General features: G+C 65.8%; 27 protein-coding genes. 24 read left to right on the top strand and 3 right to left on the bottom strand.

All coding sequences use genetic code 11. The features are described 5' to 3' along the window. The first annotated feature begins 20 nt into the window (after nt 1-20). The 9 genes from H0P51_RS02135 to H0P51_RS02175 all read left to right on the top strand — a co-directional run bounded on the left by H0P51_RS02135 (nt 21) and on the right by H0P51_RS02175 (nt 7,590). Nucleotides 21-1,199 carry a CaiB/BaiF CoA transferase family protein gene (locus tag H0P51_RS02135; protein WP_180916427.1) on the top strand — a complete coding sequence of 393 codons (1,179 nt, stop codon included), beginning with the start codon at nt 21-23 and terminating at the stop codon, nt 1,197-1,199. Between the two features lie 88 nt (nt 1,200-1,287). Next, a complete protein-coding gene (locus H0P51_RS02140; protein ID WP_246398331.1) occupies nt 1,288-1,863 on the top strand; it encodes a hypothetical protein in 576 nt (191 codons plus the stop codon). Nucleotides 1,864-1,874: 11 nt separating this feature from the next. Next, nucleotides 1,875-2,579, top strand: coding sequence for an NIPSNAP family protein (locus H0P51_RS02145; protein ID WP_180916428.1), 705 nt, complete (start codon nt 1,875-1,877; stop codon nt 2,577-2,579). Between the two features lie 5 nt (nt 2,580-2,584). Then, nucleotides 2,585-3,796 (top strand): cytochrome P450, encoded by a 1,212-nt coding sequence (locus H0P51_RS02150; protein WP_180916429.1) that lies wholly within the window; start codon nt 2,585-2,587, stop codon nt 3,794-3,796. 1 nt (nt 3,797) lies between these two features. Then, on the top strand, nt 3,798-4,766 hold the full coding sequence (locus tag H0P51_RS02155; protein ID WP_180916430.1) for a zinc-binding dehydrogenase: 969 nt from the start codon (nt 3,798-3,800) through the stop codon (nt 4,764-4,766). Continuing rightward, nucleotides 4,763-5,503 carry an HpcH/HpaI aldolase family protein gene (locus H0P51_RS02160; RefSeq protein WP_180916431.1) on the top strand — a complete coding sequence of 247 codons (741 nt, stop codon included), beginning with the start codon at nt 4,763-4,765 and terminating at the stop codon, nt 5,501-5,503. Before H0P51_RS02155 ends, H0P51_RS02160 begins: the two co-directional genes overlap by 4 nt. Beyond that, nucleotides 5,500-5,898 carry a nuclear transport factor 2 family protein gene (locus tag H0P51_RS02165; RefSeq protein ID WP_180916432.1) on the top strand — a complete coding sequence of 133 codons (399 nt, stop codon included), beginning with the start codon at nt 5,500-5,502 and terminating at the stop codon, nt 5,896-5,898. The genes H0P51_RS02160 and H0P51_RS02165 overlap by 4 nt, the downstream gene beginning before the upstream one ends. After that, the gene (locus H0P51_RS02170; RefSeq protein WP_180916433.1) at nt 5,895-6,605 is read left to right on the top strand and encodes an SDR family NAD(P)-dependent oxidoreductase; all 711 of its coding nucleotides are present in this window, start codon (nt 5,895-5,897) and stop codon (nt 6,603-6,605) included. The genes H0P51_RS02165 and H0P51_RS02170 overlap by 4 nt, the downstream gene beginning before the upstream one ends. A gap of 64 nt (nt 6,606-6,669) precedes the next feature. Beyond that, a complete protein-coding gene (locus tag H0P51_RS02175) occupies nt 6,670-7,590 on the top strand; it encodes an alpha/beta hydrolase (RefSeq protein ID WP_180918682.1) in 921 nt (306 codons plus the stop codon). Here H0P51_RS02175 and H0P51_RS02180 read toward each other — a convergent pair. Continuing rightward, on the bottom strand, nt 7,581-8,951 hold the full coding sequence (locus H0P51_RS02180; RefSeq protein ID WP_180916434.1) for a sensor histidine kinase: 1,371 nt from the start codon (nt 8,949-8,951) through the stop codon (nt 7,581-7,583). The genes H0P51_RS02175 and H0P51_RS02180 overlap by 10 nt on opposite strands. A 16-nt stretch (nt 8,952-8,967) precedes the next feature. Further along, nucleotides 8,968-10,074 (bottom strand): alcohol dehydrogenase catalytic domain-containing protein, encoded by a 1,107-nt coding sequence (locus H0P51_RS02185; protein ID WP_180916435.1) that lies wholly within the window; start codon nt 10,072-10,074, stop codon nt 8,968-8,970. Nucleotides 10,075-10,088: 14 nt separating this feature from the next. Here H0P51_RS02185 and H0P51_RS02190 point away from each other — a divergent pair, with 14 nt between their 5' ends. Together H0P51_RS02190 and H0P51_RS02195 are read left to right on the top strand one after the other, a co-directional pair. Further along, the gene (locus H0P51_RS02190; protein ID WP_180916436.1) at nt 10,089-10,571 is read left to right on the top strand and encodes an acyl-CoA thioesterase; all 483 of its coding nucleotides are present in this window, start codon (nt 10,089-10,091) and stop codon (nt 10,569-10,571) included. A 23-nt stretch (nt 10,572-10,594) separates the two neighbouring features. Beyond that, on the top strand, nt 10,595-11,029 hold the full coding sequence (locus tag H0P51_RS02195; RefSeq protein ID WP_180916437.1) for an SRPBCC family protein: 435 nt from the start codon (nt 10,595-10,597) through the stop codon (nt 11,027-11,029). 26 nt (nt 11,030-11,055) lie between these two features. Here the strand turns inward: H0P51_RS02195 and H0P51_RS02200 are convergent, their stop codons facing one another. After that, nucleotides 11,056-11,751, bottom strand: a complete 696-nt coding sequence (locus tag H0P51_RS02200) for a GntR family transcriptional regulator (RefSeq protein ID WP_180916438.1) — start codon at nt 11,749-11,751, stop codon at nt 11,056-11,058. Between the two features lie 169 nt (nt 11,752-11,920). Here H0P51_RS02200 and fadD5 point away from each other — a divergent pair, with 169 nt between their 5' ends. The 13 genes from fadD5 (at nt 11,921) to H0P51_RS02265 (ending at nt 26,798) form a co-directional block, all read left to right on the top strand. Then, nucleotides 11,921-13,555, top strand: coding sequence for a fatty-acid--CoA ligase FadD5 (fadD5, locus tag H0P51_RS02205; protein ID WP_180916439.1), 1,635 nt, complete (start codon nt 11,921-11,923; stop codon nt 13,553-13,555). A 293-nt stretch (nt 13,556-13,848) separates the two neighbouring features. Continuing rightward, the gene (locus H0P51_RS02210) at nt 13,849-14,586 is read left to right on the top strand and encodes an MlaE family ABC transporter permease (RefSeq protein ID WP_180918683.1); all 738 of its coding nucleotides are present in this window, start codon (nt 13,849-13,851) and stop codon (nt 14,584-14,586) included. Nucleotide 14,587: 1 nt separating this feature from the next. After that, a complete protein-coding gene (locus H0P51_RS02215; RefSeq protein ID WP_180916440.1) occupies nt 14,588-15,457 on the top strand; it encodes an MlaE family ABC transporter permease in 870 nt (289 codons plus the stop codon). 4 nt (nt 15,458-15,461) lie between these two features. After that, a complete protein-coding gene (locus tag H0P51_RS02220) occupies nt 15,462-16,790 on the top strand; it encodes an MCE family protein (protein ID WP_180916441.1) in 1,329 nt (442 codons plus the stop codon). Then, nucleotides 16,787-17,827, top strand: coding sequence for a virulence factor Mce family protein (locus H0P51_RS02225; RefSeq protein ID WP_180916442.1), 1,041 nt, complete (start codon nt 16,787-16,789; stop codon nt 17,825-17,827). The genes H0P51_RS02220 and H0P51_RS02225 overlap by 4 nt, the downstream gene beginning before the upstream one ends. Further along, the gene (locus H0P51_RS02230) at nt 17,824-19,386 is read left to right on the top strand and encodes a virulence factor Mce family protein (protein ID WP_180916443.1); all 1,563 of its coding nucleotides are present in this window, start codon (nt 17,824-17,826) and stop codon (nt 19,384-19,386) included. Before H0P51_RS02225 ends, H0P51_RS02230 begins: the two co-directional genes overlap by 4 nt. Next, a complete protein-coding gene (locus H0P51_RS02235; RefSeq protein WP_180916444.1) occupies nt 19,383-20,981 on the top strand; it encodes a virulence factor Mce family protein in 1,599 nt (532 codons plus the stop codon). The genes H0P51_RS02230 and H0P51_RS02235 overlap by 4 nt, the downstream gene beginning before the upstream one ends. Further along, nucleotides 20,978-22,150, top strand: coding sequence for a virulence factor Mce family protein (locus tag H0P51_RS02240; RefSeq protein WP_246398332.1), 1,173 nt, complete (start codon nt 20,978-20,980; stop codon nt 22,148-22,150). The genes H0P51_RS02235 and H0P51_RS02240 overlap by 4 nt, the downstream gene beginning before the upstream one ends. Further along, nucleotides 22,144-23,703, top strand: a complete 1,560-nt coding sequence (locus tag H0P51_RS02245; protein WP_180916445.1) for a virulence factor Mce family protein — start codon at nt 22,144-22,146, stop codon at nt 23,701-23,703. Before H0P51_RS02240 ends, H0P51_RS02245 begins: the two co-directional genes overlap by 7 nt. Next, the gene (locus H0P51_RS02250; protein WP_180916446.1) at nt 23,673-24,359 is read left to right on the top strand and encodes an Mce protein; all 687 of its coding nucleotides are present in this window, start codon (nt 23,673-23,675) and stop codon (nt 24,357-24,359) included. The genes H0P51_RS02245 and H0P51_RS02250 overlap by 31 nt, the downstream gene beginning before the upstream one ends. Then, entirely contained in the window at nt 24,356-25,345 is a 990-nt protein-coding gene (locus H0P51_RS02255; RefSeq protein ID WP_425488946.1) for an RDD family protein, read from the top strand. The genes H0P51_RS02250 and H0P51_RS02255 overlap by 4 nt, the downstream gene beginning before the upstream one ends. Then, nucleotides 25,342-25,893, top strand: coding sequence for a mammalian cell entry protein (locus H0P51_RS02260; RefSeq protein ID WP_180916447.1), 552 nt, complete (start codon nt 25,342-25,344; stop codon nt 25,891-25,893). The genes H0P51_RS02255 and H0P51_RS02260 overlap by 4 nt, the downstream gene beginning before the upstream one ends. Then, nucleotides 25,860-26,798 (top strand): mammalian cell entry protein, encoded by a 939-nt coding sequence (locus H0P51_RS02265; RefSeq protein ID WP_425488947.1) that lies wholly within the window; start codon nt 25,860-25,862, stop codon nt 26,796-26,798. Before H0P51_RS02260 ends, H0P51_RS02265 begins: the two co-directional genes overlap by 34 nt. The last annotated feature ends 14 nt before the right edge of the window (nt 26,799-26,812 follow it).

Genomic DNA, 26,812 nt, shown 5'->3' on the forward strand with positions numbered 1-26,812 from the left:
ACCTGGTTACTGTTCCGGGTATGGCGGGACCGGTGGAGGGCATCAAAGTCGTCGAGCTCGGAGTCTGGGTCGCGGGCCCGGCCGCGGGCGGCATCCTGGCGGACTGGGGCGCCGACGTCGTCAAGATCGAGCCACCGACCGGCGATCCCGGGCGGCTGTTCGGACGGATGCTGGGCTGCGACCTGGGGGTGAACCCGCCGTTCGAGATGGACAACCGATCCAAGCGCAGCGTCGTGCTGGACCTCACCACTGATGAAGGTCGCCGAACCGCACTCGAATTGCTGGACAGCGCAGACGTTTTCGTCACCAACATACGACCCGGGGCACTACAACGCCTGGGCCTGGACTACGAAACGTTGGCCACACGCAACCCGAGACTTGTCTACGGGCTGATCACCGGGTATGGCGAAACCGGTCCCGACGCCGACCGCGCCGCCTACGACGTCGCGGCCTTCTGGTCGCGCGGCGGCATCGCCCACCTGCTGACCCGGCCCGGCGACACCCCACCGTTCCAGCGCGGCGGCATGGGCGACCACTCCGCCGGCATGACACTTGCCGCCGCGGTGTGCGCAGCACTGCTGGCCCGCGAGCGCACCGGTACGGGCCAACTGGTCACCACCTCGCTGTACCGCCAGGGCGCCTACACGGTCAGCTTCGATCTCAACACCTACCTGCTCACCGGCCAGCCGATCGCGATTGGCGAACGCTCCACTATGGGCAACCCCTGCATGAACAACTACGCAGCCGGCGACGGCCGCCGGTTCTGGATCGTCGGACTTGAGGTCGACCGGCACTGGCCCGCACTGTGCCGGGTGGTCGGACGGCCCGAGTGGCTCACCGATCCTCGCTATGCCGATGCGCGATCCCGCGCGGTCAACGCTGCACAGCTCATCGGCGAACTCGACGAGATCTTCGCGACTAAATCACTGGAGGACTGGTCCGAACTTTTCGCTGGCGAACCTGACTTCTTTTGGTCACAGATCAACAGTGTCGAGGACATCGTGGCTGACGAGCAGTTCCACGCCGCGGGCGGAATCATCGACGTGCCCGACGGTTCAGCGCCAGGAGCCGGTGTCGCGATGGTGGCCACGCCCGCCGATTTCCACGGAACACCCTGGTCACCGCGCTCCCGTGCCCCTGAACTCGGCCAGCACACCGCTGAAGTACTCGCCGAACTGGCCGCCCGTCGCCCTACCTGAGTGGCCTTCGGAGCTTTACAATAGTAAGCAAAAGTGTCACGCTGTCCCATGAGCCGCGGCACCCGCTTCGCGGGCCCGGTAACAGCCCATGACAAGCGCGACAGGCATAGGTTTGATGGTCACTCAAACGTTCGGCATCAGCGATCGCCCTGGCAGAGGCACCACTCGGCGCACCCGCGACGACGGTCAGCCATTGCGGCACCGGCTCGACGTCTTCGCCGCAGACACCGGTGACGTAGTGCAGACGACCGGCGGCTGGTTGTTCGACCGGGTGATGGCGGGATGGGAGGTCAACGTCCTGCTGCCGCGCGGCTGCGCCGCCCGCCCCCTGCAGGTTCTAGGCGTACAGGTTCTGGACCTGGGTGCTGAATTCGACACGCGGGACGGGCAGACCCAAGGCCTGGCCGTCAGTTGCGAAGCGTTCAACGCCGATGAGCGGGTCCGGGACCGGGTGCGCGACGCCTTGGACAAGCGATTGATCGACGTCGCGCTGTGGGGTGAGAACTGGCCACTCGGTATGACGCGTGGCCTGCGCAGAGTCGAGTACACCCTAAGCGCCGCCGCCCGGGCCTTCAAGGGCCAGGCTTTGCACGCCGCCGGAATCGGCTACAGCTCAGTTGATTCCGTCGAAGCATTGGTCACCGATTCGGCCTGGCTCGGCTGAGTCGGATGGCGATGAAAAAGTACTATCGGCATACGCTGCTGTACTTGCACGAGACCATCGACCTGGGCTGCGGCGGCAGCGATCGTTTCACCGAGGTCTTCGTCGACACTTATCAACCGATGATGGAATCGCTTGGTGCCCGGTTGTTCTCCATTTGGGAGACCACCCCCTTCAACGGCCATTGGCCGCAAGTGACGATCATCTGGGAGATCGACGGGTTCGCCGACTACGCCCGGATCGGTGCCGCGCAGGCCCGCGGCGGAAGCCACGAAGCGGCCGCCGGCAAATGGTCGGCGTTTCTGGCGGACATCGGTGCCAGGGGAGAAGGCCGCATCATGTATGCCGGGCCCAGCAACAAGCCGCTGGCTCAGCTGCAGGAGGCGAATTTCAGTGCTGCGCTTGTGATTCAAGAGATCATGCAGACCAAGCCCGGCCGGCAGGACGACTACATCCGGGAACTGGAGCGGCTTTACGTCCCCTGGTCGGAGAGCACCGGCAAGTACTGGCTGGGCTCGTTCACCACCACCTTCCGATTCAACGAGGTCATCCACTACTGGGCACTGGAAGGGGGATGGGAGTGCTTCGCCAACCACTATCCGTCCTGGAAGGACAGCCCGCCGGCCGAGATCGTCACGTGGATGAGCGTGGCGCCTGCGTTACGTGACGGCTGGGAAGACTCGATTCTGCAGGCGTTACCGCCGTCGCCCCTGCAGTGACTGAAATGAACGAATTCCATTACGACCCTTTCGATCCGCAGGTGATGGCCAACCCGCCTACCTACTATCGCACCCTGCGTGATGGATACCCGGTGTACTACATACCGCAGTGGGATACCTTCGCGCTCTCCCGATTCGAGGACATCTGGCGGGTATTGGAAGTCAACGACGGCACGTTCGTCGCCTCCGAGGGGACGCTGCCGTCGGCGTCATTGTTGGCCAAGCACAATGGCGGTGCGGTCCCCGACCCACCGTTGCACCCCTTACCTTTTCACGCGGTGTTCGACGCAGATTTGTACGGCGAGATTCGGCGCGCGCACTCCCAGCCGTTCCGGCCGAGGTCGGTTACCGCGCTGGAATCCCGGGTCCGCGCCCTGGCCAACGAACGCCTGGACCTGCTGCTGCCACGGGGTGAGTTCGACCTGACCCAGGAGTACGGCGGCATCGTTGCAGCGTCGATGGTGTGCGACTTGCTGGGAATCTCAACGGATCTCGCGCCGCAGGTACTGGCGGCGGTGAACGCGGGCAGCCTGGCGCAGCCCGGCGAGGGCGTCGACACCGCCGAATCCCGGCCGAACTACCTGCAATTTCTGATTCCTGTGGTGCAGCGCCACCGAAATGGCAAGGAAAAGGCGCTGCCGATCGTCGACGGCCTGCTTGGTTACCACCTGCCCGACGGCAGCACGCTCAGCGACATCGAAGTCGCCACCCAGATGCTGTGCGTATTCATTGGCGGCACCGAGACCGTCCCCAAGATCGTGGCGACCGGATTGTGGGAACTGAGTCGCCGTCCCGATCAGATGGCCGCGGTCCGGGCCGATCTCGACACCAATGTGCAGATCGCCCGGGAGGAGATACTGCGGTACTGCGCTCCCGCGCAATGGTTCGCCCGAACCGCCCGCAAGCCGTTCACCATCCACGGCCACACCATCGAACCCGGACAACGGGTCATCACGCTGCTGGCCTCGGCCAACCGCGACGAGCGGGAGTACCCCGATCCCGACGAGTTCATCTGGGACCGACCGATTAAGCGGTCGCTGGTGTTCGGGCGCGGCCAGCACTTCTGCCTCGGCTATCACCTGGCGCGGCTGGAAGTTGCTGTGCTACTTCAGGAATGGCTGCGGCGGGTGCCCGACTTTCAGATTCGCGGCGACGACGCGGTGCGGTTGCCGTCGAGCTTCCAATGGGGCTGGAACAACATTCCCGTGGAGGTTTGACGTGTGGTCCTATCGGATCATCGCCCCATATCAGTTCGAAAAGACCGAGATCCCGGATAAGACCGCTGACGATCTGACGGATCGTCAAGTGCTGCTGCGTTTCCTGGCTGCCGGTGTCTGCGGCAGCGACTTGCCGGCCTTCCGTGGCGCCCAAGGGCGGCTCCCCGGCGACGACGGCCCCAGCGCGGCCGATAAGGATGGCTTCCCGATTCACGAAGTCGCGGGCGAGGTCCTCGCCAGCCGGCATCCCGAGCACCGGCCCGGCGACCTGGTGGTGGGCTGGGCGTCGGGGTTCGACGGCATGATGGAGCGGGTGATCAGCGACGGCGACGGCTTGGCGCCCTACGACCCGTCGCTGACGCCCGCGCAGGCTGTCGGCCTGCAACCGCTCGCTTGCGTGCTGTACGCGTGCGAGCAATTGCCGGACCTGGCCGGCCGGCACGTCGCGACCATCGGGCAGGGATCCATCGGGCTGTTGTTCTCTTATGTGGCCAAGGCCGCCGGAGCCCGTCGGGTGACCGGTGTCGACCCGGTTGACCGCGGAAACCTCTGGCCCACTTACGGGGTCGATGACGGTGTACGCGCTACCAGCGATAGGTGGGTGAGCCGACTCGCGCCCAAGGACCGGGCCGACATCGTCATCGAGGCGGTCGGCCACCAGGTGGCGACTCTTGGTCACGCCGTTGAAGCCGCCAATCCAGGCGGTACCGTGTTCTACTTCGGTGTGGCCGACGACGAGTCCTACCCGATCAACATGCGAAGCATGCTGCGCAAGAACCTGACCCTGAAATCTGGTGTGACGCTTGATCGCCGGCGCATGCTGGCACAGGCCGGCAAATTCGCCGCCGAGCATCCTGACCTGCTGCGGGCCTACCTCACGCACACCTTTGGCATCGGCGACGTGCAGGCCGCATTCGAACTCGCCTGCCGGCCCGATCCGGCGAGGGTCAAGATCGCGATTAGCGTATGAGTGTCTTTCAGAGACGACCGCAGCGGCCGATCTGGGGCGGCTGGGTCACCGGGCCGACGGCGATCGGCCCCGAGGAGTTCGCCAAGGCCGGTTATGACTACGTTGGATTCGACACGCAGCACGGCTACCTCGACGACGCCGACGTCGCCGGAGTCCTGCGTCGCCTCGAACACGTTCCGATCGCCACCGCTGTCCGGCTGCCCAACGCCGATCCGGCGCCGATCGGGAGGGTGCTGGACGCCGGAGCCGACGCGGTCATCATCGCCATGATCGAGTCGGCCGAGCAGGCCGCCGCGGCGGTGGCTGCAACCAAGTTTCCGCCCAACGGGGTGCGCAGCTTCGGCCCGCTGCGGGCCAGCCTGGGGCATGACCCCGCCGCACTGGAAGCGCGGGTCAGTGTATTCGCGATGATCGAGACTGCGGCCGCGGTGGCCGAAGCGGTGAACATCTGCGCAGTACCGGGGCTGACCGGAATCTATGTCGGCCCAGCTGATCTGGCCATCTCGATGGGTGTTGCCGCGGCGGGGGCGCTCCGGGACCCGCAGGTGTTGGACGCGATTAAGCGAATTTACCGGGTGGCCGCCTCTGCCGGTCTGGTCATCGGAATTCACGGCAGCGACGGCAAGGCGGGGAATGCATTGGCGAAGATCGGTTTTCAGATGATCACCCTGGCGGCCGAATCCCAGGCACTGCGGCGCGGAGCCGCCGAGCACCTACGTGAGGCCGTCGCCGAATGACCGACGCCTTCAGTGCGATCCGCGAATTACTCGCCAGATACGCGTTCGCTCTCGATGCCCACGACACCGCCACAGCGCTAACACTGTTCACCGAGGACGCCGAATTCACGGTCTACGGACGCACCTTCGCCGGTCGCGGCGGAATCGGCAGGATGTTCCAGGAGGCCCCGCGCGGTTTGCATCTACTCGGCGCAACCAGCATCGCACCGCGTGGCGACAGCGCCACCGCGCAGTCTCAGGTGCTGTTCGTGAACGCCAGCACTCAGCAGCAACGGCTGGCCCACTACGAGGACGAGCTGGTCCACCGCGACGGGACCTGGCTGATCCGTCGGCGCCGGTGCCGGTTCGTTACCAGTGGTGGGCTGTCCGACAGCCCGGAGGTGGTCTCGCTGTGAAGGTCGCGTTGGTCACCGGCGCCGCCGGCGGGCAGGGCTGGGCGATCGTGCAGAAGCTGCTGAGCAAGGGTTACTCGGTGGCTGCCGGTGATCTGCGATACGACGAACTCGCGGCAGCCGCGACGGAGTCAGTGCTTCCGATCAAGCTCGACGTCACCGATCCGGCGCAGTGGGACGCCGCCGTTGCAGCCACTGTCGAACGGTTCGCCGGGCTTACCGCCCTGGTCAACAACGCCGGCATGTTGCACCGCGCCCCGCTGGCCGATGAGACGGTCGAGGGATTCGAAAGATCATGGCGGGTCAACTGCTTGGGCGCATTCCTGGGTATGCGTGCCGCGCTGGCGCAACTGCGAGCCGCTGAAAACGCAGCGATCGTCAACATCTGCAGCACCGGAGCGATCCGTCCCTTCCCGCAACACTGCGCCTACGGTTCGGCGAAGTGGGCCCTGCGCGGCCTGACCCAAACCGCCGCGGCCGAACTCGCCACCGACCGCATCCGCGTAAACGCGGTTTTCCCGGGGCCCGTCGCTACCCCAATGCTGGACGAAAGGACCCAGCAGCGGCTGGCGGACGTCGCGATGTTCGGCCGACTTGGTCAGCCGACCGAGATTGCCGACGCGGTAGCGTTTCTGGTAGCCGAGGAGGCGTCGTTTATCACCGGCTCCGAACTGGTCGTCGACGGTGGACAATGCCTGCAGATCCGCTGAGCGGGGATCTATGGTGCACATGCCGAACGGTGGGCGTACCTTCGTGGGCATGATGACGCCCCAGCTGACCGAGCTGCAGGCCGTCGAACGGCTGCATCCCGCCCTACGCGCTGTCGCGGTGAACCGGACGATCTTCACCGCGGAGTCCATCCCGCTGATCCGCGAGTCGATGAACCAGCGCCGCGCCGATCTCCGGCAGGACATGGCGGGAGTGGTGATCGAAGACACGGTTGCCCACCACGTAACGGTGCGCATCTACCGTGGTGGCGACCCAACCCAACCGGCGCCGACGGTGGTCTACTGCCACGCCGGCGGCTTCGCGCTGGGTAACCTCGACACCGATCACCGCCAGTGCATCGAAATGGCCCGTCGGGCAAGGTGTTCAGTGGTATCCGTCGACTATCGGCTGGCGCCGGAGAATCCGTTTCCGGCGGCGCTCGAAGATGCGATCACGGTGCTGAACTGGGTGGCCGGTAGCGCAGCGCAACTGGGCGTAGACGTGACGCGGCTGGCGGTGGCCGGCAGCAGCGCCGGTGCCGCACTGGCCGCCTGCCTGGCCCAGGGCGCCGCCGACGGCGTATTGCCGTCGGTGATTTTCCAGCTGCTGCATCAGCCGGTGCTCGACGACCGGCTCACCGCATCGAGGACCGAATTCCGTGCCACTCCGGCTTTCGACGGGGAAGGCGCGGCGTTGATGTGGCGGTACTATTTGGCCGGGCAGCCTCCCACGGCTGCATCGGTCCCCGCCCGGCGTGACGAATTGTCAGGCCTGGCAACGGCCTTGGTCACCTGTGCAGAGGTCGACCCGTTCCGCGACGAGGCGGTGGACTATGCGTTGCGGCTGCTGCGCGCTGGCGTGGGCACCGGGCTGCACGTGTTTCCGGGGACCTGCCATGGCTTCGACTCGCTGCTACCCGACTGGTCGGCCAGCCAACGCCTGTTCGCCCTGCAGGGCGAGGCGTTGGCGAAGGCCTTCTACCTCTGATCGGCGGGCGGCTTTGGACCGGGTAGGTCCAACAACAGCCGGGCGCCACCGAGCGGGCTTTCATGCAAAGACGCTGTGCCACCGTGTAGTTCGGCCTGCTGAGCCACCAGCGCAAGCCCGAGACCCGACCCCGAATGCGAGGCGGTGGACCCCCGGGAGAACCGGTCGAACACCGTCAGGCGTTCGTGCTCCGGTATGCCGGTGCCGTCGTCGTCGATCGCGATCTGCACTCCGGCCCGGGAACTGACCGCTGAGAGCTGCACCCGGTGGGCGTGACCGTGTTTGACCGCGTTGGCAATCGCGTTGTCCACCGCTAGCCGCAGCCCGGTGGGCAGGCCCAGCATCAGCAGCGTCGGCGAGGGCAGTAGCGACACCGTCAGGTCGGGGTAGATGCGCTCGGCGTCGTGCGCGGCGCGATCCAGCAGTTCGGTGATGTCGACGGGCACGAAGTCGTCGGTGGTAATTGTCTGGCCCTGGGCGAGCCGCTCCAGCGCCGACAGCGTGGCCTCGATACGGCTCTGGGTGCGCAGCACGTCGGCCATCACTTCCCCGCGCTGCTTGGCGGGCAGCTCCAGCATCGCCAGCACTTCGAGGTTGGTGCGCATCGCGGTCAACGGCGTACGCAGTTCGTGGGACGCGACCGAGGCGAAATCACGCGCGGAGTCCAACGCGTCCTTGGTGCGCTGCTGTTCGTCGCCGATGCGGGCCAGCATCCCCTCGACGGCTTCGGCGATCTCCACGGCCTCCCAAACGCCGCGGACTTGCACCTCCTCCGGTTTGGATTGGGCGTTGATGGCACGGGCCTGCTGAGCCAGCAGCCGGAACGGGTTGATCATGATCAGCCACATGACGCTGCCCACCAGGAAGGTGCCGACGATGACGCTGCCGCAGATCAGCAACACCCGCAGGTGCAGTTGATCGATCCGATCCTCGGCCTGGGCCAGCGGGGCGCCCAGCGCGACCTTGGCCTGTCCCGCGGTGAAGGTGCGTACCCGATACGGCACGCCGCCGATTGTCGTGGTGGAGTAGCCGACGGGCAGATCCGGCAGCACGATGTTGGTCGGCGCCGACACTGTTTCCGCGCCTACCCGCACCGTGCGGGCCACACTGTCGGCGGTGGCGGGTGGTTCGGCAGCCGGCGGACTCTGCAGCAGGCTGCTTACGTCACCCAGACTGCTGACCGAGTCCAGTCGTCGATCCAGTTGGCTGTACTGCTCATTGGTGACACCCACCCACACCCAGGTGCCCAGGATGATGACGAGGGCAATCACCGAAAGTGCCGCCACGATCACGATCGTGCGCAACGAGACCACCGGTAACGGCAGTCGCAGCAGCCGATAGACCCGGTCGTTGATCGTCATGTGCCCGTCTCCCCAGTCAGAAGGTGATGAGTTGACGGACCGCGGTGCCGTCGGCCAGGTGGTCCATCGCCTCGTTGATGTCGCCGAGGCGGATCGTCGATGACACCAGCGCTTCTACTGGTAATCGTCCGGACTGCCACAGCGCGACGAAGCGGGGAATGTCGCGACTGGGCACCGCGGAGCCCAGATAGCTACCGATCAGAGAACGTCCCTCGGCAACAAATCCTAACGGCGACAAGCTGATTCGCGCGTCGGGCCGGGGCAGCCCCACAGTGACGGTACGGCCGCCCGGTGCGGTCAGGCCGACGGCGGTCTCCAGTGCGGCGGGATGGCCGACGGCCTCGACCACCACGTCGGCGCGGACTCCGCCGTCGGCGGCCAGCTGCGGTGTGTATGCCTCATGTGCACCCAAACCCGTCGCAGCGGCGAGCTTCTCCGGCAATCGATCGATGCCGATCACGCGAACGTCGGGGTAGGTCAGCGCGGTCAGCACCGCCGCCATACCGACGCCGCCCAGCCCGACGACCGCGACCGACTGTCCGGGACGCGGGTCACCGACGTTGAGCACCGCGCCGCCGCCGGTCAGCACCGCGCACCCCAGCAGGGCCGCCACCTCTGGTGGTAGGTCGGAGGGCACCGGTACCGCGCTGGCCGCGTTGACCACCGCGTGCGTCGCGAAGCCGGAGACGCCGAGATGGTGATACACCGGGTGTCCGGCGCAGGCCAGGCGGATCCCGCCGCCGAGCAGCGTCCCGGCGTTGTTGGCCGCACTGCCCGGCCGGCACGGTGTCAGACCCTGCGTCGCGCAGGCCGGGCAGTGGCCGCAACGCGGCAGGAACACCAGCACCACCCGTTGGCCGACGGATAACCCATCGACGCCGTCGCCGAGCCGTTCGATGATCCCGGCCGCCTCGTGGCCGAGCAGCATCGGCACCGGCCGCACTCGGTTGCCGTCGACTACCGACAGGTCGGAGTGGCACACGCCGGCGGCCTCGATGCGGACCAGCACCTCGTCGTCGGACGGCTCGGCCAGTTCGAGATCGACGATGCTGATGGGTCGGGAGTCGGCGTAGGGTCGCGGCGCACCGATCCGCTCGAGCACCGCTCCCCGGATGTGGAACATGCTGGAATACAACCATGGCTCAGGTCCCGCAGGTTCCGCCGTCACCCGACGACCTCACCAGCGCCGACTTCCCGGTGCGCTGGCCGGTGCTGACCCGCTGGGCTGACAACGACATGTTCGGCCACCTCAACAACGCGGTCTACTACCAGCTTTTCGACACCGCGATCAACGCCTGGATCGCTACCACCGCCAAGGTGGACCCGCTGACCATCCCCGAATTGGGCATCGTCGCGGAGTCGGGCTGCCGCTACTTCGCCGAACTCGGATTCCCGGACGCGCTGACGGTCGGTCTAGCGGTGACGCGGCTGGGCCGCAGCAGTGTCACCTACCGGCTGGCGGTGTTCAAGGCGGCGCAAGCTACCGAAACCTATACCGGGCAGCCGATCGCGGCGGTGGGGCATTGGGTGCACGTCTACGTCGACCGGGCCAGTCGCCGGCCCGTTCCGATCCCGGATCAGATCCGATCGGTGCTGACAACGGCGTGTGTCGAGGCCTGATTTTCGCCCAGTATGCTTCGCCAATGCCAGTTTTGAGCAAAACGGTCGAGGTCAGCGCCGATGCGGAGTCGATCATGGGCATCGTCTCCGACATCGAGCGGTACCCGGAGTGGAACGAGGGGGTCAAGGGCGCCTGGGTGCTGGCCCGCTACGACGACGGCCGGGCCAGCCAGGTGCGGCTCGACACGTCGATCAATGGATTGGAAGGCGTTTACATCCACGCCGTGTACTACCCGGGCGAGAACCAGATTCAGACCGTGATGCAGCAGGGTGACCTGTTCAACAAGCAGGAGCAGCTGTTTAGTGTGGTGGCCACGGGCCCAACCAGCCTGCTGACCGTCGACATCGATGTCGAGCCCAGCATGCCGGTGCCCCCACCGATGGTGAAGATGCTGCTCAACAACGTGCTTGAGCAATTGGCCACCAATGTGAAGCAGCGCGCCGAGCAGCTGGGCTAGCGGCGCACGACTTCAGGTCGCGCACATCAGCTGTTGAAGATCCCGGTTCGATCCAGCGCATCGGTAAGCCGCCGCGCGGCGTCGGTGAACTGCCATACGGTGTGCTGGACGACGGCGGCGGCGTCGCGGCGGCGCAGCGCGGCGATCAATTCATGGTGGTTGTCGACCGCCGCCGCACCCCACTGCGGGTCGGCGGCGTACATCTGCGCCGGCATGTAGCGCGCGGCGTTGAGGAGGAACCACGCCAGCTTGATGCGCCCGCTGGCCTGGTTGAACACCCGATGAAAAGAGAACTCCAGAGTCGCGATGGCCTGGGCGTCGCCGGCGGAGACGGCCGAGGCCAGCAGATCGGTGATGCGCTCCAGCTCGACGATCTCGGTTTCGGTGATGCGGTCGGTAGCGGTTACGGCCAGTTGGCGGGCGATGGTGGCCTGCAGCCAGAAGATGTCCTCTATGTCCTGCCGGGTCAACGGCAGCACCACGTGGCCGCGGTGCGGCTCGAGCTGCACCATGCCCTCGCCCCGTAGCTTCAGTAGCGCTTCACGCACCGGGGTGATGCTCACCCCAAGCTTGGCTGCGGTTTCGTCGAGCCGGATGAACGTTCCCGGGCGCAGTGTCCCGGACATGATGGCGGCACGGAGATGTCCGGCGACCTCGTCGGACAACTGCGACCGGCGCAATGGCCGTCGCCTGCGGGACGACGCCGACAGGGGTGCGTTCACGTGGCCTGCCAGGACCTTTCAGCAGCTGGGGTGGCTGTTGGTCGGGTGGTTCTCAGGTCTTGTTAAGGGTCTCCCAGACCGTTAATGTGACCCAGACAACACATGTTTTATCAAATATCAGCCTGACGCAAGCGGTGCGCATGTGACCGATGGCAGTGGAGGGGACTAGTTGACCGCACAGCTGGCCGGCCACTCGGCCCAGACCCGCGCGCACGAGCAGCCGTATCTGGCTCGCCGGCAGAACTGGGTCAACCAGCTGGAGCGGCACGCGATGATGCAGCCGCAGGCCACCGCACTGAGATTCCTCGGTAACACCCTGACGTGGGCAGGACTGCGGAACCGCGTCGCGGCGCTGGCCGGTGCGCTGAGCCGGCGCGGAGTCGGCTTCGGTGACCGGGTGATGGTCCTGATGCTCAACCGCACCGAGTTCGTCGAATCGGTGCTGGCGGCCAACATGCTCGGCGCGATCGCGGTGCCGCTGAACTTCCGGCTTACTCCCACCGAGATCGCGTTCCTGGTGGAGGACAGCGAGGCGCGGGTGATGGTCACCGAGGCGGTGCTGGCGCCGGTGGCCACCGGGGTGCGTGACATCGCCCCGCTAATGGAGACGGTCATCGTCGCCGGTGGCAGCTCCGACGACGGCACGCTCTTCTATGAAGACCTTATGAATGAGCCGGGCGACCCGGCCGCCCTGATCGACCTTCCCAACGAGTCGCCGGCCCTGATCATGTACACCTCGGGTACCATCGGCCGGCCCAAGGGCGCGGTGCTTACCCACTCCAACCTGACCGGTCAGACCATGACCATGCTCTACACAAGCGGCGTGGACCTCAACAATGACGTCGGCTTCATCGGAGTCCCGCTGTTCCATATCGCCGGCATCGGCAACCTGTTGACCGGCATGCTGCTGGGTGTCCCCACGGTGATCTATCCGCTGGGCGCGTTCGACCCCGCGCAGCTGCTCGACGTGCTGGCGGCCGAGAAGGTCACTGCTGTCTTCCTGGTTCCCGCCCAATGGCAGGCCGTCTGCGCCGAGCAGCAGGCCAGACCACGTGACCTGCGGCTGCGGGTGATGTCCTGGGGTGCCGCCCCGGCGCCAGATGTGTTGCTGCGCCAGATGTCTGAGATGTTCCCGGGCACCCAGATACTCGCCGCGTTCGGACAGACCGAGATGTCGCCGGTCACCTGCATGCTGCTGGGCGACGACGCGATCCGGAAGCGAGGCTCGGTGGGCAAGGTGATCCCGACGGTCGCCGCCCGCGTCGTGGACGACGACATGAACGATGTGCCGCCCGGCGGGGTGGGCGAAATCGTTTATCGCGCACCGACATTGATGAGCGGCTACTGGAACAACCCGGAGGCCACCGCCGATGCGTTCGCCGGCGGCTGGTTTCACTCCGGAGACCTGGTCCGGATGGACGCCGACGGCTACGTCTGGGTGGTCGACCGCAAGAAGGACATGATCATCTCCGGCGGCGAGAACATCTACTGCGCCGAGGTGGAGAACGTCCTGGCCGGTCACCCGCGCATCGTGGAGGCCGCCGTGATCGGTCGGGCCGACGAACGATGGGGCGAGGTGCCGATCGCGGTCGTCGCTGTAACGGAAGGCCACCTGCAGATCGAAGAGCTAGGTGAGTACCTGTCCGAGCGGCTCGCGCGGTACAAGCACCCAAAGGCGCTCGAGATCGTAAACGCCCTTCCGCGCAATCCTGCCGGGAAGGTACTCAAAACTGAACTGAGGGTGCGCTACGGGGTCCGAAGTGACGCCGAAAGTCCTTCTGCGCGGGGAGAATCCGTGATATGAGAGGAAAGTCGACGGGGCTGGAAATGTTTGCTGGTTGCTGACGTGACGTCAATTGTTGAGTTGCTATACACACGTGGCCGACCATCGGGTACATTCCTGTGGTCTCCGTTACTACCTGTCAGTAGGGAGACGTGGGTCACACACCAAGGGTCGGGGCAAGGAGGAGGCGTGCGACACCATTCGCCGCAGCGCCACGGGCCGAGTGGCCCCGCCGGCAGGGGGCATTCGTGACAACGACTTCACGCCCGCATCTGATCGGTTACGTGCGCGACCAGCTCGAGACACCGCTGACCATGGTCGGCGGCTTCTTCCGTATGTGCGTGCTGACCGGCCGCGCGCTGTTTCGCAGGCCGTTTCAGTGGCGTGAGCTGATCCTGCAGTGCTGGTTCATCATGCGGGTCGCCCTGCTGCCGACGATCATGGTCTCGATTCCGCTGACCGTGCTACTGATCTTCACCCTTAACGTGCTGCTCGCCCAGTTCGGCGCCGCCGACCTATCCGGTGCCGGCGCGGCGATCGGCGCTGTCACGCAGCTCGGCCCCCTGACCACGGTGCTCGTTGTCGCGGGGGCCGGCTCCACCGCCATCTGCGCCGATCTGGGGGCGCGCACCATCCGCGAAGAGATCGACGCGATGGAGGTGCTGGGCATCGACCCGATCCACCGCCTGGTGGTACCCCGCGTGATCGCGGCGACGGTGGTGGCTACCCTGCTCAACGCACTGGTGATCACCGTGGGCCTGGTCGGCGGCTACCTATTCGGGGTGTACCTGCAGAACGTCTCCGGCGGCGCGTACCTGGCGACGCTGACCACCATCACCGGCCTGCCCGAGGTGGTCATCGCGATGGTGAAGGCCGCTACCTTCGGACTGATCGCCGGCCTGGTCGGCTGCTACCGCGGGCTGACCGTGCGCGGCGGCTCGAAGGGCCTCGGGACTGCGGTCAACGAGACCGTGGTGTTGTGCGTGGTCGCGCTGTACGCGGTCAACGTCATCCTGACCACGATCGGTGTTCGATTCGGGACGGGGCACTGACATGTCGACATCAGCGGTAGTCCGTTCCCGGTTTCCGCGGGCGGTCGCCAACGTCAATCGCTACGCCGGCAGTGTCGGGCGTGGACTCGACGAGACCGGGCAGCTCGCGTGGTTCTTTATGGTCAGCCTTGGGCAGATTCCGCACGCGCTGCACTATTACCGCAAGGAGACGCTGCGGCTGATCGCTCAGATCGGCATGGGCACGGGCGCGATGGCAGTGGTCGGCGGCACCGCCGCGATTGTCGGGTTCGTGACCCTGTCCGGTAGCTCGCTGGTGGCCATCCAGGGCTTCGCTTCGCTGGGCAACATCGGTGTCGAGGCATTCACCGGGTTCTTCTCCGCGCTGATCAACGTGCGCATCGCCGGCCCGGTCGTCACCGGTATCGCGCTGGCTGCCACGGTGGGCGCCGGCGCCACCGCCGAGCTGGGCGCAATGCGCATTAGCGAGGAGATCGACGCCCTGGAAGTGATGGGCATCAAGTCGATCTCGTATCTGACGTCGACCCGGATCGTCGCCGGTCTGGTGGTGATCATCCCGCTCTACGCGCTCGCGATGATCATGTCGTTCCTGTCCCCGCAGATCGTGACGACGCTGCTGTACGGGCAGTCCACCGGTACCTACGAGCACTATTTCCGGACGTTCCTGCGTCCTGACGACGTGTTCTGGTCGTTCCTGGAAGCGATCATCATCGCGGCGATCGTGATGGTGACCCACTGTTACTACGGATTCAACGCCGGCGGCGGTCCGGTCGGCGTCGGGGAGGCGGTCGGCCGATCCATGCGGTTCTCGCTGGTGTCGGTTCAGGTAGTGGTCCTGTCCGCGGCGTTGGCGCTGTACGGCGTCAACCCCAACTTCGCACTGACGGTGTAGCGCCATGACTGGTCCAGGCAAGGTCAATAAGGTTTCGAGCCCGCCCTTCAAGTTCGTCGGGATCGGCGCCCTGGTGATACTGCTGGTCGCTCTCTCGCTGGTGTACGTGCAGTTCCGGGGCGGCTTCACCGCCAAAGACAAGCTGACCATGTACTCCGACCGGGCCGGGCTGGTGATGGACCCCGGCTCGAAGGTCACCTACAACGGTGTGCAGATCGGCCGGGTCGGCAACATCGAAGAAGTCACCCGCAACGGCAGGCCGGCGGCGAAATTCACCCTTGAGGTCTATCCGCAGTACCTCGGGCCAAAGGGCGTGGTGCCAGAGAACGTCGATGTTCAGATCAAGGCCACCACGGTGTTCGGCGGCAAGTACGTTTCCCTGACGACGCCCAAGGACAACCAGGGCAACAACATCGCCCACGGACACCTCTCCGCCATGAGCACCATCAACGCCTCGGCGGTGACGACCGAGATCAACACGGTGTTCCAGACGCTGACCGAGATCTCGGAAAAGGTCGACCCGGTCAAGCTGAACCTGACGCTGAGCGCGGCCGCACAGTCACTGACCGGATTGGGCGACCGGTTCGGGCAGTCGATCGTCAACGGCAACGCGATCCTCGACGACGTCAACCCGCGGATGCCGCAGGCTCGCCGCGACATCCAACAGCTGGCGGCCCTCGGGGACGTCTACGCCGACGCCGCGCCCGACCTGCTGGACTTCCTGAACAACTCGGTGCCGACGGCCCGCACTATCAACGCTCAGCAGCGCGATCTGGACCAGGCGTTACTGGCCGCCGCCGGATTCGGCAACACCGGTGCCGACGTGTTCGAGCGCGGTGGCCCGTACCTGGCGCGCGGGGCCAAGGACCTAGTGCCGTCGGCGCAGCTGCTGGACACCTACAGCCCGGAGTTGTTCTGCACGCTGCGCAACTACCACGACGCCGAGCCGCTCGTGCGCACGTTCCTCGGCGGCAACGGCTACTCGCTGAACACCCACTCGGAGATCCTGTCCGCGCTGGGGATGCTGCTCAATCCCATTTCGCTGGCGCCTCTACTGATCTCCCAGATCGGCGGTCTGGCCGCGGGCTTGGTCGGTGGGGCGCCAAACCCCTATACCTACCCGGAGAACCTGCCGCGCGTTAACGCCCACGGCGGGCCGGGAGGAGCCCCCGGTTGCTGGCAGCAAATCACCCGCAACCTCTGGCCGGCGCCTGAGCTGGTGATGGACACCGGCAACAGCCTGGCGCCGTACAACCACTTGGACACCGGTTCGCCCTACGTGCTCGAGTACGTCTGGGGCCGTCAAGTAGGGGACAACACGATCAACCCATGAAAATCACCGGTACTTTAGTCAAACTCAGCATCTTCGCATTCGTGCTGCTGATGTTCAGCGTCATGATCATCATCGTGTTCGGTCAGATCCGTTTCGACCGGACCAACAGCTACTCAGCGGAGTTCAGCAACGTCAGCGGCCTGCGGTCCGGGCAGTTCGTCCGGGCGTCCGGCGTGGAGATCGGCAAGGTAAAGGACGTCGAGCTGGTCGACGGCGGCAAGCGGGTCCGGGTGAAGTTCGACGTGGACCGCTCGATCCCGCTCTACCAGTCGACGACCGCCCAGATCCGCTACCTCGACCTGATCGGAAACCGCTACCTGGAGTTGCGGCGTGGCGAGGGTGACGGCGCCGACAAGGTCATGCCGGCGGGCGGGTTCATCCCGCTGTCGCGCACCTCGCCCGCATTGGACCTGGATGCGCTGATCGGTGGTTTCAAGCCGGTGTTCCGGGCGCTGAACCCGGAGAAGGTCAACACCATCGCGTCGTCGCTGATCACGGTGTTCCAGGGCCAGGGCGGCACGATCAACGACATCCTCACCCAGACGGCACAGCTCACCTCCCAGCTCGCCGAGCGTGACCAGGCCATCGGTGAGGTGGTCAAGAATCTGAACACGGTCCTGGACACCACCGTCCGGCACCGCAAGGACTTCGACCAAACCGTCAACAACCTCGAGGTGCTGATCACCGGGCTCAAGGACCACAGCGATTCACTCGCCGGTGGGACGGCGCACATCAGCAACGCGGCCGGCACCGTGGCGGACCTGCTGGCCGAGGACCGGGCACTGCTGAAGAAGACGGTCAACTACCTCGATGCCGTGCAGCAACCGCTGATCGACCAGAAGCAGCAGTTGAACGACTTCCTGCAAGCCGTCCCGAGTGCGTTGAACCACATCGGGCGTGCCATCGGCTCCTACGGCGACTTCGTGAACTTCTACTCCTGCGACATCAGCCTCCGGATCAACGGTCTGCAGGCCGGTGGACCGGTTCGAACGGTCCGGCTCTTCCACCAGCCGACGGGGAGGTGCTCGCCGCAATGAGAACTCTCGAACCGCCCAACCGGCTCAAGATCGGTTTGATGGGCATCTTGGTGACGCTGCTGGTGATCGGGGTGGGCCAGAGCTTTACCAGTGTGCCGATGCTGATGGCCAGGCCCAGCTACTACGGTCAGTTCACTGACACCGGCGGCATTAACAAGGGCGACAAGGTGCGCATCGCCGGCATGGATGTCGGCAAGGTGGAGGCGCTGTCCATCGACGGCGACCACATCGTGATGAAGTTCTCGATCGGCACCAACAGCATCGGTACCGAGAGCCGGCTCAACATCCGCACCGACACCCTGCTGGGTAAGAAGGTGCTTGAGATCGAGGCGCGCGGCAACCAGCCGCTGCGGCCGGGTGGCATCCTGCCACTGGGGCAGAGCACCACGCCGTACCAGATCTACGACGCCTTCCTGGATGTCACCAAGGCTGCTACCGGCTGGGACATCGACACAGTCAAGAAGTCGCTGCACGTGCTGTCGGAGACCATCGACCAGACCTACCCCCAGCTCAGTCCCGCTCTGGAAGGGGTGTCGAACTTCTCCGACACCCTGGGCAAGCGTGACGCGGAGATTAAGCACCTGCTGGCCCAGGCCAACCAGGTGGCCAGCGTGCTCGGTGACCGCAGCGAGCAGGTGGACCGTGCGCTGGTCAACGCCAAGACGCTGCTGGCCGCCTTCAACGAACGGGGCCGCGCCATCGACGCGTTGCTCAGCAACGTGGCGTCGTTCTCGACGCAGGTCCAGGGCCTGGTCAACGACAACCCAAACCTCAACCACGTGCTGGAGCAGCTGCGGACCGTCAGCGACCTGCTGGTCGAGCGCAAGCAGGACGTGGCGCAGGGGCTGCAGATGGTCGGCGGCTTCCTGCCCTCGCTGAACGAGGCGATCGGGTCGGGACCGTTCTTCAAGGTGGTTATCCACAACCTGGTCCCCGGCCAGATCATCCAGCCGTTCATCGACGCGGCGTTCAAAAAGCGCGGCCTGGACCCCGAAGAGTTCTGGCGCAGCGCCGGTCTACCCGCCTACCGCTTCCCGGACCCCAATGGCACCCGGTTCCCCAACGGTGCACCGCCTCCGCCTCCGCAGGTGCTGGAAGGCACCCCGGAACACCCGGGACCGGCGGTGCCGCCGGGATCCCCGTGCTCATACACGCCGGGCCCGGGCGGGATTCCGTCGCCGGCCAACCCGCTGCCCTGCATGGGGTTGAGCATCGGGCCGTTCGGCGGTCCGGGCTTCCCGGCGCCGCTGGATGTGCAGGCTTCGCCGCCCAACCCGAACGGGGTGCCGTCGGCGCCAGGTCTGCAGATCGGCGGACGACCGGGCCAGGCTCCGCCGGACGCTCCCGGTACGCCGGTGCCGATGCCGCCGAACTCGCCGCCGGGATCTCGGACCGAACCGATCGGACCGGCTGGGCCGGTCGCGCCTCCGTCGACCTTTGCGCCGGGACTGCCTCCCGGTCCGCCGGCCCCGCCTGGGCCAGGCAATCAGTTACCGGCACCGTTCATCACGCCGGGGGGCAATGGCGGTAGCGGCGCAGCGGGAGGTAGCGAGAATTGAGCACCATCTTCGATATTCGCAATATCCGCCTCCCGGCGATGTCCCGGGCCACCATCATCGTCGGGGTGCTGGTGGGCGTGCTCGCGATCGTGGCCGGTTTGGTCGGCTGGAATCTGTACCAGAAGCTGACCAACAACTACATCGTGGCGTACTTCAGCGCAGCCAACGCGCTGTACCCCGGCGACAAGGTCCAGATCATGGGCCTCAAGGTGGGCCGCATCGACAGCATCGAGCCGGCCGGCGACAAGATGAAGGTGACCTTCCACTACGAGAACCAGTACAAGGTCCCCGCCAACGCCACGGCGATCATCCTCAACCCCACCCTGGTGGCCTCCCGTGCGATCCAGCTGGAGCCGGCCTACAAGGGCGGTCCGGTGCTGGCCAACAATGCGGTGATCCCGCTGGATCGCACCCAGGTGCCGGTGGAATGGGACGAGCTGCGTAACAGCATCACCAACATCATCTCCAAGCTCGGCCCGACCGAGGCGCAACCCACCGGACCGTTCGGCGAGGTCATCAACTCGTTCGCCAACGGCCTGGCCGGCAAGGGCAGACAGCTCAACTCCACGCTAGAGAATCTGTCCAAGGCGCTGACCGCACTGAACGAAGGCCGCGGGGACTTCTTCGCGGTGGTCAAGAGCCTGGCATTGTTCGTCAACGCGCTGCACCAGGACGACCAGCAGTTCGTGGCGCTGAACCAGAACCTGGCGGATGTCACCGGCCGGCTGGCCAGCTCCGACCAGGCGCTGGCCAACGCGATTCAGCAGCTCGACGGCCTGCTCACCACAATCCGGCCGTTCCTGGACAAGAACCGCGAGGTGCTGACCCACGACGTCAACAACCTGGCTGATGTGACCAACACGCTGCTGCAGCCCGAGCCGCTCAACGGGCTGGAAACGGCGCTGCACATCCTGCCGACGGCCGCGGCCAACGTGAACCAGATCTATCACCCCGCGCACGGGTCGGTGGTCGCCGTTCCCGAGATCACCAGTTTCGCCAACCCGATGCAGTTCATCTGCAGCTCGGTGCAGGCGGGTAGCCGGCTGGGATATCAGGAGTCCGCGGAACTGTGCGCGCAGTACATGGCGCCAGTGCTGGACGCGATCAAGTTCAACTACTTCCCGTTCGGCCTGAACGCGTTCAGCACCGCCGAGGTGCTGCCCAAGATGGTTGCCTATTCCGAGCCACGCTTGCAGCCGCCGAACGGATACAAGGACACCACCGTGCCGGGCATCTGGGTGCCGGACACGCCGCTCTCGCACCGCAACACCCAGCAGGGCTGGATCGTGGCCCCCGGTATGCAGGGCACGCAGGTGGGCCCGATCACCGCGGGACTGCTTACCCCCGAGTCGCTGTCCGAGCTGATGGGTGGACCCGACATCCCGCCGGTCCAGTCGACGCTCCAGACACCTCCGGGACCGCCCAACGCCTACGACGAGAATCCGATCCTGCCGCCGATCGGCCTGCAGGCGCAGGTGCCGGTGCCACCACCGCCACCGGGACCCGGAGTGATCCCCGGACCGGTCGCACCCACGCCGGGACCCGCAGCAGCGGTGGGCGCACCACTACCGGCTGAGGCAGGGGGCGGACAGTGAGGGCGACAAACGTGCTGAGCTGGCTGCGTCGTGGCGGCCGCAGTGGGTTGGTGCTGTTGTCAGCCGCCCTGGTGCTGAGTTCCTGTGGCTGGAAAGGGATCGCCCAAGTGGCGATCCCCGGTGCGCCGGGCAGCGGCGAAGGCGCCTACACGGTGTACGCGCAGGTGCCTGACACGCTGGCGATCAACGGCAACAGCAAGGTGCTGGTCGCCGACGTCGAAGTCGGATCGATCCGCAAGATCGAACTGAAAAACTGGATCGCGACGCTGACGCTCGGCTTGAACAAGGGCGTCAAGCTCCCGAAGAACGCATTGCTGAAGATCGGCCAGACCAGCTTGCTGGGCTCGCAGCACGTGGAGCTGCTGGCCCCGCCGAAGCCGTCGAGTGAGCTGCTGCGCAACGGCGACACGATCAAGCTGCAGAACTCCTCGGTCTATCCCAATATCGAGCAGACCCTGGCGGTGGTCTCGCTGATCCTGCGCGGCGGCGGCATTCCCAACCTGGAGGTGCTGCAAAACGAGGTCTACGCCATCTTCCACGGTCGCGGCGAACAGATCCGGGGCTTCCTCGGCAAACTCGACACGTTCACCCGCCAACTCAACGACCAGCGTGACGACATCACGCACGCCATCGACTCCACGAACCGGCTACTCAGTTATGTGGGGAACCGCAACGATGTGCTGGAACGGGTGCTGACCGACTTCCCGCCGCTGCTCAAGCACTTCGCCGACACCAAGAACCTGCTGATCAACGCGGTCGACTCGGTAGGACGGCTGAGTCAGGCTGCCGACCAGTACCTGTCGGAGGCAAAGGCGCCCCTGCACACCAACTTGCAGCTGCTGCAGTGCCCGCTGCGGGAACTGGGACGCGGCGCGCCGTACTTGATCGGTGCGCTGAAGCTGATCCTGACGCAGCCGTTCGACATCGACTCGGTGCCGGCGGTGTTCCGCGGCGACTACTTCAACGTCAACGCGACGCTCGACGTGACGCTGAGTTCGGTGGACAACGCGGTGCTGACCGGTACCGGCTTCTCCGGCGCCTTGCGTGCAATCGAGCAGTCGTTCGGGCGTGACCCGGAGTCGATGATCCCCGATGTCCGCTACACGTCGAACCCGCTCGACGCCCCGGGCGGGCCGCTGGTGGAAAGGGCGGACCGAAGCCAATGCTGACTCCTTTCATCAAGCGCCAGCTGATGATGTTCCTGGCGCTCACGGTGGTGGCACTGTCCGTGCTGGGTATCTACTACCTGCAGATCCCGACTCTGGTCGGGATCGGGCGCTACGAGTTGACCGCGAACCTGCCGGCGTCGGGTGGTCTGTATCCGACCGCCAACGTGACCTACCGCGGCATCACGATCGGCAAGGTCACTGACGTCGAACCCACCGAGTGGGGCGCGCGGGCCAAGTTGAGCATCGACAGCCGCTACAAGATCCCGGTCGATGCCACCGCCAACGTCCACTCCGTGTCCGCGGTGGGTGAGCAGTACCTGGACCTGGTCTCGACGGGAAACCCCGGCAAGTTCTTCTCGTCTGGCCAGACCATCACCAAAGGCACGGTGCCCAGCGAGATCGGGCCGGCGCTGGATACCGCCAACCGCGGGCTCGCGGTGTTGCCCAAGGAAAAGATTCCGCAGCTACTCGACGAGACGGCGCAAGCGGTTGGTGGATTGGGTCCGGCGCTGCAACGACTGGTCGACGCCACTCAGGCGATCGTCGGCGACTTCCACACGCAGATCAACGACGTCAACGACATCATCCAGAACTCCGGGCCGGTGCTCGACAGCCAGGTCACCTCGGGTAACGCGATCGCGCGCTGGTCGCACAACCTCAATGTGCTAGCCGCGCAGTCTGCGCGAGAAGACCAGCACCTGCGCAGCGTGCTTTCTCAGGCCGCGCCGACGGCAGACCAGCTCAACGAGGTGTTCACCGACGTGCGCGATTCGTTGCCGCAGACGCTGGCCAACCTCGAGGTCGTGATCGACCTGCTCAAGCGCTACCACAACGGCCTCGAGCAGGTGCTGGTGTTCCTCCCGCAGGGCGCCTCCATCGCGCAGACGGTGGCCGCGCCCTTCCCGAACCAGGCGGCCCTCGACCTGGCCCTGGCGATCAACCAACCGCCCCCGTGTCTGACCGGGTTCATCCCGGCCGAACAGTGGCGTTCGTTCGCCGACACCAGCAATCAGCCGCTGCCGGTGGGTACCTATTGCAAGATCCCGATGGACACGCCGGCCAATAGCGTGCGTGGGTCGCGCAACATCCCGTGTGTCGACGTGCCGGGCAAGCGGGCCGCCACACCGCGGGAGTGCCGCAGCACCAAGCCGTACGAACCGGCCGGTACCAACCCCTGGTACGGCGACCCGAACCAGCTGCTGTCCTGCCCGGCGCCCGGGGCTCGCTGCGACCAGCCGGTCAAACCCGGTCTGGTGGTTCCGGCGCCCTCGGTCAACAACGGGCTCAACCCATTACCCGCCGACAGACTGCCGCCGGGCGGGCTGACGCCGCCACCGGTCAGCGACCCGCTGACGCGGCCCGGCACCGGTTCAGTACAGTGCAACGGACAGCAGCCCAACCCCTGTGTCTACAACCCGGGCGGGCCTCCCTCGGCGGTCTACAGTCCGCAAAGCGGTCAACTGGTGGGACCCGACGGGGTCAGGTACTCCGTCGAGAACTCGACCAAACTAGGAGACGACGGATGGCAGGAGATGCTGGCGGGAGCCAGCTGAACCCCATCGACGCGGACGATTCGCTGGGCACCCAGGCGGAGACCGAGGACACGCAGGAGTCCGAGGTTCGAGCCGAGCCGAGCAACGCCGAGGACGAGCCGAGCAACGCCGAGGACGAGGCTGACTCGGAGCCTGCGGCCGTCGCTGCGCGGGGGCCGTCGCGGGTGGACCGGGCCTGGCTGGTCGGCATCGCTGCCGTGCTGGTCATTATCACCGGCGGTATCGGGTTCGGCGGTTACTACGCACTGCACATGCACCGCGAAATGCAGGAGCTGGAGCGCAACGACGCTGCTGCGCTGAAGGTGGCCATCGATTGCGTGGCTGCCACGCAGGCCCCCGACATCAACGCCATGGCGGCCAGTCAGCAGAAGATCATCGACTGCGGCACCGACCAGTACCGCACGCAGGCCCTGCTGTACAGCAGCATGCTGGTGCAGGCGTATCAGGCCGCCAACGTGCACCTGCAGGTTTCCCAGTTGCGCGCCGCCGTCGAGGGCAATACCAGCGATGGCTCGGTGAAAGTGCTTGTTGCGCTACGGGTCACGGTGTCCAACGACCAGGCGCAAAATCAGGAGTCGGGCTACCGACTGCGCGCGACGATGACGCCGACCGAGGGCACCTACAAAATCTCCAAGCTCGAACAGGTGAAGCAGTGACAGTGGTGGTCGAAGCCACCGAGACCGCGGACATGACAACGGAGATCGCCCAGGATGCGCCCGAGAAGGCCTTGGCGCCGTGGCATTTGCGCGCCGTCGCGCTCGTCGTCGACGTGCTGCCGGGTGTCGCTGCCGCAACGAGTTTAGGCCTGGTCTCTTTCACTCTGCCGGTAGGGAACGTGTGGTGGTGGGTCTGCATGTCGGTGCTGGCCGCGGTGGTGATGGCGGTGCTGGTGAACCGCCTGCTGCTCCCGGCGATCACCGGGTGGAGCCTGGGCCGCGCCCTGTTCGGGATCGCCGTGGTGCGCCGCGACGGCGGCGACCTCGGCCCGTGGCGGCTGCTGCTGCGCGAGTTGGCGCACCTGCTGGACACCGCCGCGGTGTTGGTGGGTTGGCTTTGGCCGCTTTGGGATTCGGGGCGCCGTACGTTCGCCGACATGCTGGCCCGTACCGAGGTGCAGCGTGTGGTGCCGCATGAGCACCCGGAGAAGGTGCGGCAATGGACGGCTGTTGCCCTGCTGGTGGCGGCTTCGATCTGCCTGGACGCGGCTGGGTTGGCCTATCAGATGAGCTATGCGCCGGCCCAGGCGGTCGCCCGCACCCGCGCCGAGATATTGAATCAAGGACCTACCATCGTCGCGCAGATGCTGACGTATGACCCCGCCACGCTGCACGACGACTTCGCCCGTGCACTGGCGCTGACTACCGACAAGTACCGCCCGCAGCTGGCCGAAGAGCAGCAGAAGGTGGAGAAGCGCAACCCTGTGGTAAACGAATACTGGGTCACGGCGAACTCAATTCTGTCGGCGACCGCCGACCGCGCAACGATGCTGCTGTTCATGCAGGGCCGCCGCGGCACCGGGGCCGACGTGCGGTACATCACCGCTACCGTTCGGGTGAAGTTTCTCAAAGATCGCCAAAACCATTGGCGAGTGGACGAACTCACCCCGGTGACGCCGAAGATGCAGCCCGGGACGGCCAAGTGAGCCCGCGCCGCAAGTTCGCCGCCGGCGAACCGACGCTGCTGGTGCCGCAGCAGGTGCCCCGGCGGCGCTGGGAATTGCCGGTCGTCGCGACCTTCGCCAGTCTGCTTATGGTCGCCGCGCTGGCGGTGTCCGCCCTGCTGCTGGTCGACCACCGAGACCGGGACCGCACCGCGGAGCGGGAGGCGGCGGCCGTCAACTACGTGAAATGGTTCATGACCGGCTTCACGTCTCTGGATCCGTTCCACGCCAACGACTACGTCGACCGCGTACTGGGTCAGGCGACCGGCGACTTCCACAAGGAGTACGAGGCCAAGGCCAACGAGATTTTGCTGCAAGTCGCTCGTTCGGAGCGTTCCACCGGAAAGATTCTGGAAGCCGGGGTGGAGCGGTGGAACGATGACGGCAGCGTCACGGTTCTGGTGGCTACCGTCGTCACCTCCAAATCGCCTGACGGCAAGCAGGTCTTCGAGAACGTCGACCGCTGGTCGGCAACGGCGACTCAGGAAGGAAATCAGTGGAAGATCAGCAACCTGTGGCAGGTGATCTGACCGACCAGACCGGGGAGGACGCGGCCCCGGCGCAACACGCTATCGACGATGAGTCGACAGTGACATCTAATGCTGAAGCTGTTGCGGCGCACGATGATTCGGCTTCGGATTTGGGTGGGGCCGACGAGGCCGTACGTGCTGAGGACACCACGGACACCACGGACGCCGAGGACACCGACGCCGCTAAAGAGGGCACCGAAGACACCGACGAGGGCACCGAAGACACCGACGACAACAAGGACACCAAAGAGGACACCGAGGAGACCGCTGCCGCGGAGAGTTCGCAGCCCAAGCCTGGCAAGAAGCGCAAGCGACGCGGGCGGTCCGGCAAGGCCGCCAAGTCTCCCAAGGCCGCCAAGCCCAGCAAACCCAAGAAGCCCAGGAGGAAGTTTGGTCGGCGCGCCGCCGCGGTTGTGGTGGGCCTGGTCGCGACCCTGTTTGTAGGCTCGGCTGCGTTCGCCGGTGCCATGGTGCAGCCGTATCTGTCCGCGACCGCCACGGTGGAGATCAAGGAGAAGGTGGCCCGCGCCGCCAAGGACGCGGTGACCGCGTTGTTTAGCTACACACCCGAGGATGTCGACCGACTCTCCGATCGTGCGGGCAGGTACCTGGGCGGCGACTTCGGCGCCCGATACCGCGCTTTCGTCGAGCCCATTGTGGCGCCCACCAAGCAGACGAAGATCACCACCTCCACGGTGGTTGCGGGTATCGCCGTCGAATCGCTGCAACTGCCTAATGCAGTGGTGATCGTCTATGCCAACACCACTACGACAACCCCGCTGAAGAAGAACATCCCGACGATGCAGTACAAGTCGCTGCGGCTGCAGATGAAGCGTGAGCACGACAAATGGTTGGTGACGAGCATGAACACCGTCACGTCACTGGACGTGACACCCCAGCTGTAGCCGCGACAGGACAC

It is taken from the genome of Mycobacterium vicinigordonae, assembly GCF_013466425.1.
Classification (GTDB): domain Bacteria; phylum Actinomycetota; class Actinomycetes; order Mycobacteriales; family Mycobacteriaceae; genus Mycobacterium; species Mycobacterium vicinigordonae.

What these genes read in the sequence shown, in the direction of transcription:
- H0P51_RS02135 (WP_180916427.1), top strand. Translation starts at nt 21, where the DNA reads ATGGCGGGACCGGTGGAGGGCATCAAAGTCGTCGAGCTCGGAGTCTGG.
- H0P51_RS02140 (WP_246398331.1), top strand. Translation starts at nt 1,288, where the DNA reads ATGACAAGCGCGACAGGCATAGGTTTGATGGTCACTCAAACGTTCGGC.
- H0P51_RS02145 (WP_180916428.1), top strand. Translation starts at nt 1,875, where the DNA reads ATGAAAAAGTACTATCGGCATACGCTGCTGTACTTGCACGAGACCATC.
- H0P51_RS02150 (WP_180916429.1), top strand. Translation starts at nt 2,585, where the DNA reads ATGAACGAATTCCATTACGACCCTTTCGATCCGCAGGTGATGGCCAAC.
- H0P51_RS02160 (WP_180916431.1), top strand. Translation starts at nt 4,763, where the DNA reads ATGAGTGTCTTTCAGAGACGACCGCAGCGGCCGATCTGGGGCGGCTGG.
- H0P51_RS02165 (WP_180916432.1), top strand. Translation starts at nt 5,500, where the DNA reads ATGACCGACGCCTTCAGTGCGATCCGCGAATTACTCGCCAGATACGCG.
- H0P51_RS02180 (WP_180916434.1), bottom strand. Translation starts at nt 8,951, where the DNA reads ATGACGATCAACGACCGGGTCTATCGGCTGCTGCGACTGCCGTTACCG.
- H0P51_RS02185 (WP_180916435.1), bottom strand. Translation starts at nt 10,074, where the DNA reads ATGTTCCACATCCGGGGAGCGGTGCTCGAGCGGATCGGTGCGCCGCGA.
- H0P51_RS02190 (WP_180916436.1), top strand. Translation starts at nt 10,089, where the DNA reads ATGGCTCAGGTCCCGCAGGTTCCGCCGTCACCCGACGACCTCACCAGC.
- H0P51_RS02195 (WP_180916437.1), top strand. Translation starts at nt 10,595, where the DNA reads ATGCCAGTTTTGAGCAAAACGGTCGAGGTCAGCGCCGATGCGGAGTCG.
- H0P51_RS02210 (WP_180918683.1), top strand. Translation starts at nt 13,849, where the DNA reads ATGGTCGGCGGCTTCTTCCGTATGTGCGTGCTGACCGGCCGCGCGCTG.
- H0P51_RS02215 (WP_180916440.1), top strand. Translation starts at nt 14,588, where the DNA reads ATGTCGACATCAGCGGTAGTCCGTTCCCGGTTTCCGCGGGCGGTCGCC.
- H0P51_RS02220 (WP_180916441.1), top strand. Translation starts at nt 15,462, where the DNA reads ATGACTGGTCCAGGCAAGGTCAATAAGGTTTCGAGCCCGCCCTTCAAG.
- H0P51_RS02225 (WP_180916442.1), top strand. Translation starts at nt 16,787, where the DNA reads ATGAAAATCACCGGTACTTTAGTCAAACTCAGCATCTTCGCATTCGTG.
- H0P51_RS02230 (WP_180916443.1), top strand. Translation starts at nt 17,824, where the DNA reads ATGAGAACTCTCGAACCGCCCAACCGGCTCAAGATCGGTTTGATGGGC.
- H0P51_RS02245 (WP_180916445.1), top strand. Translation starts at nt 22,144, where the DNA reads ATGCTGACTCCTTTCATCAAGCGCCAGCTGATGATGTTCCTGGCGCTC.
- H0P51_RS02250 (WP_180916446.1), top strand. Translation starts at nt 23,673, where the DNA reads ATGGCAGGAGATGCTGGCGGGAGCCAGCTGAACCCCATCGACGCGGAC.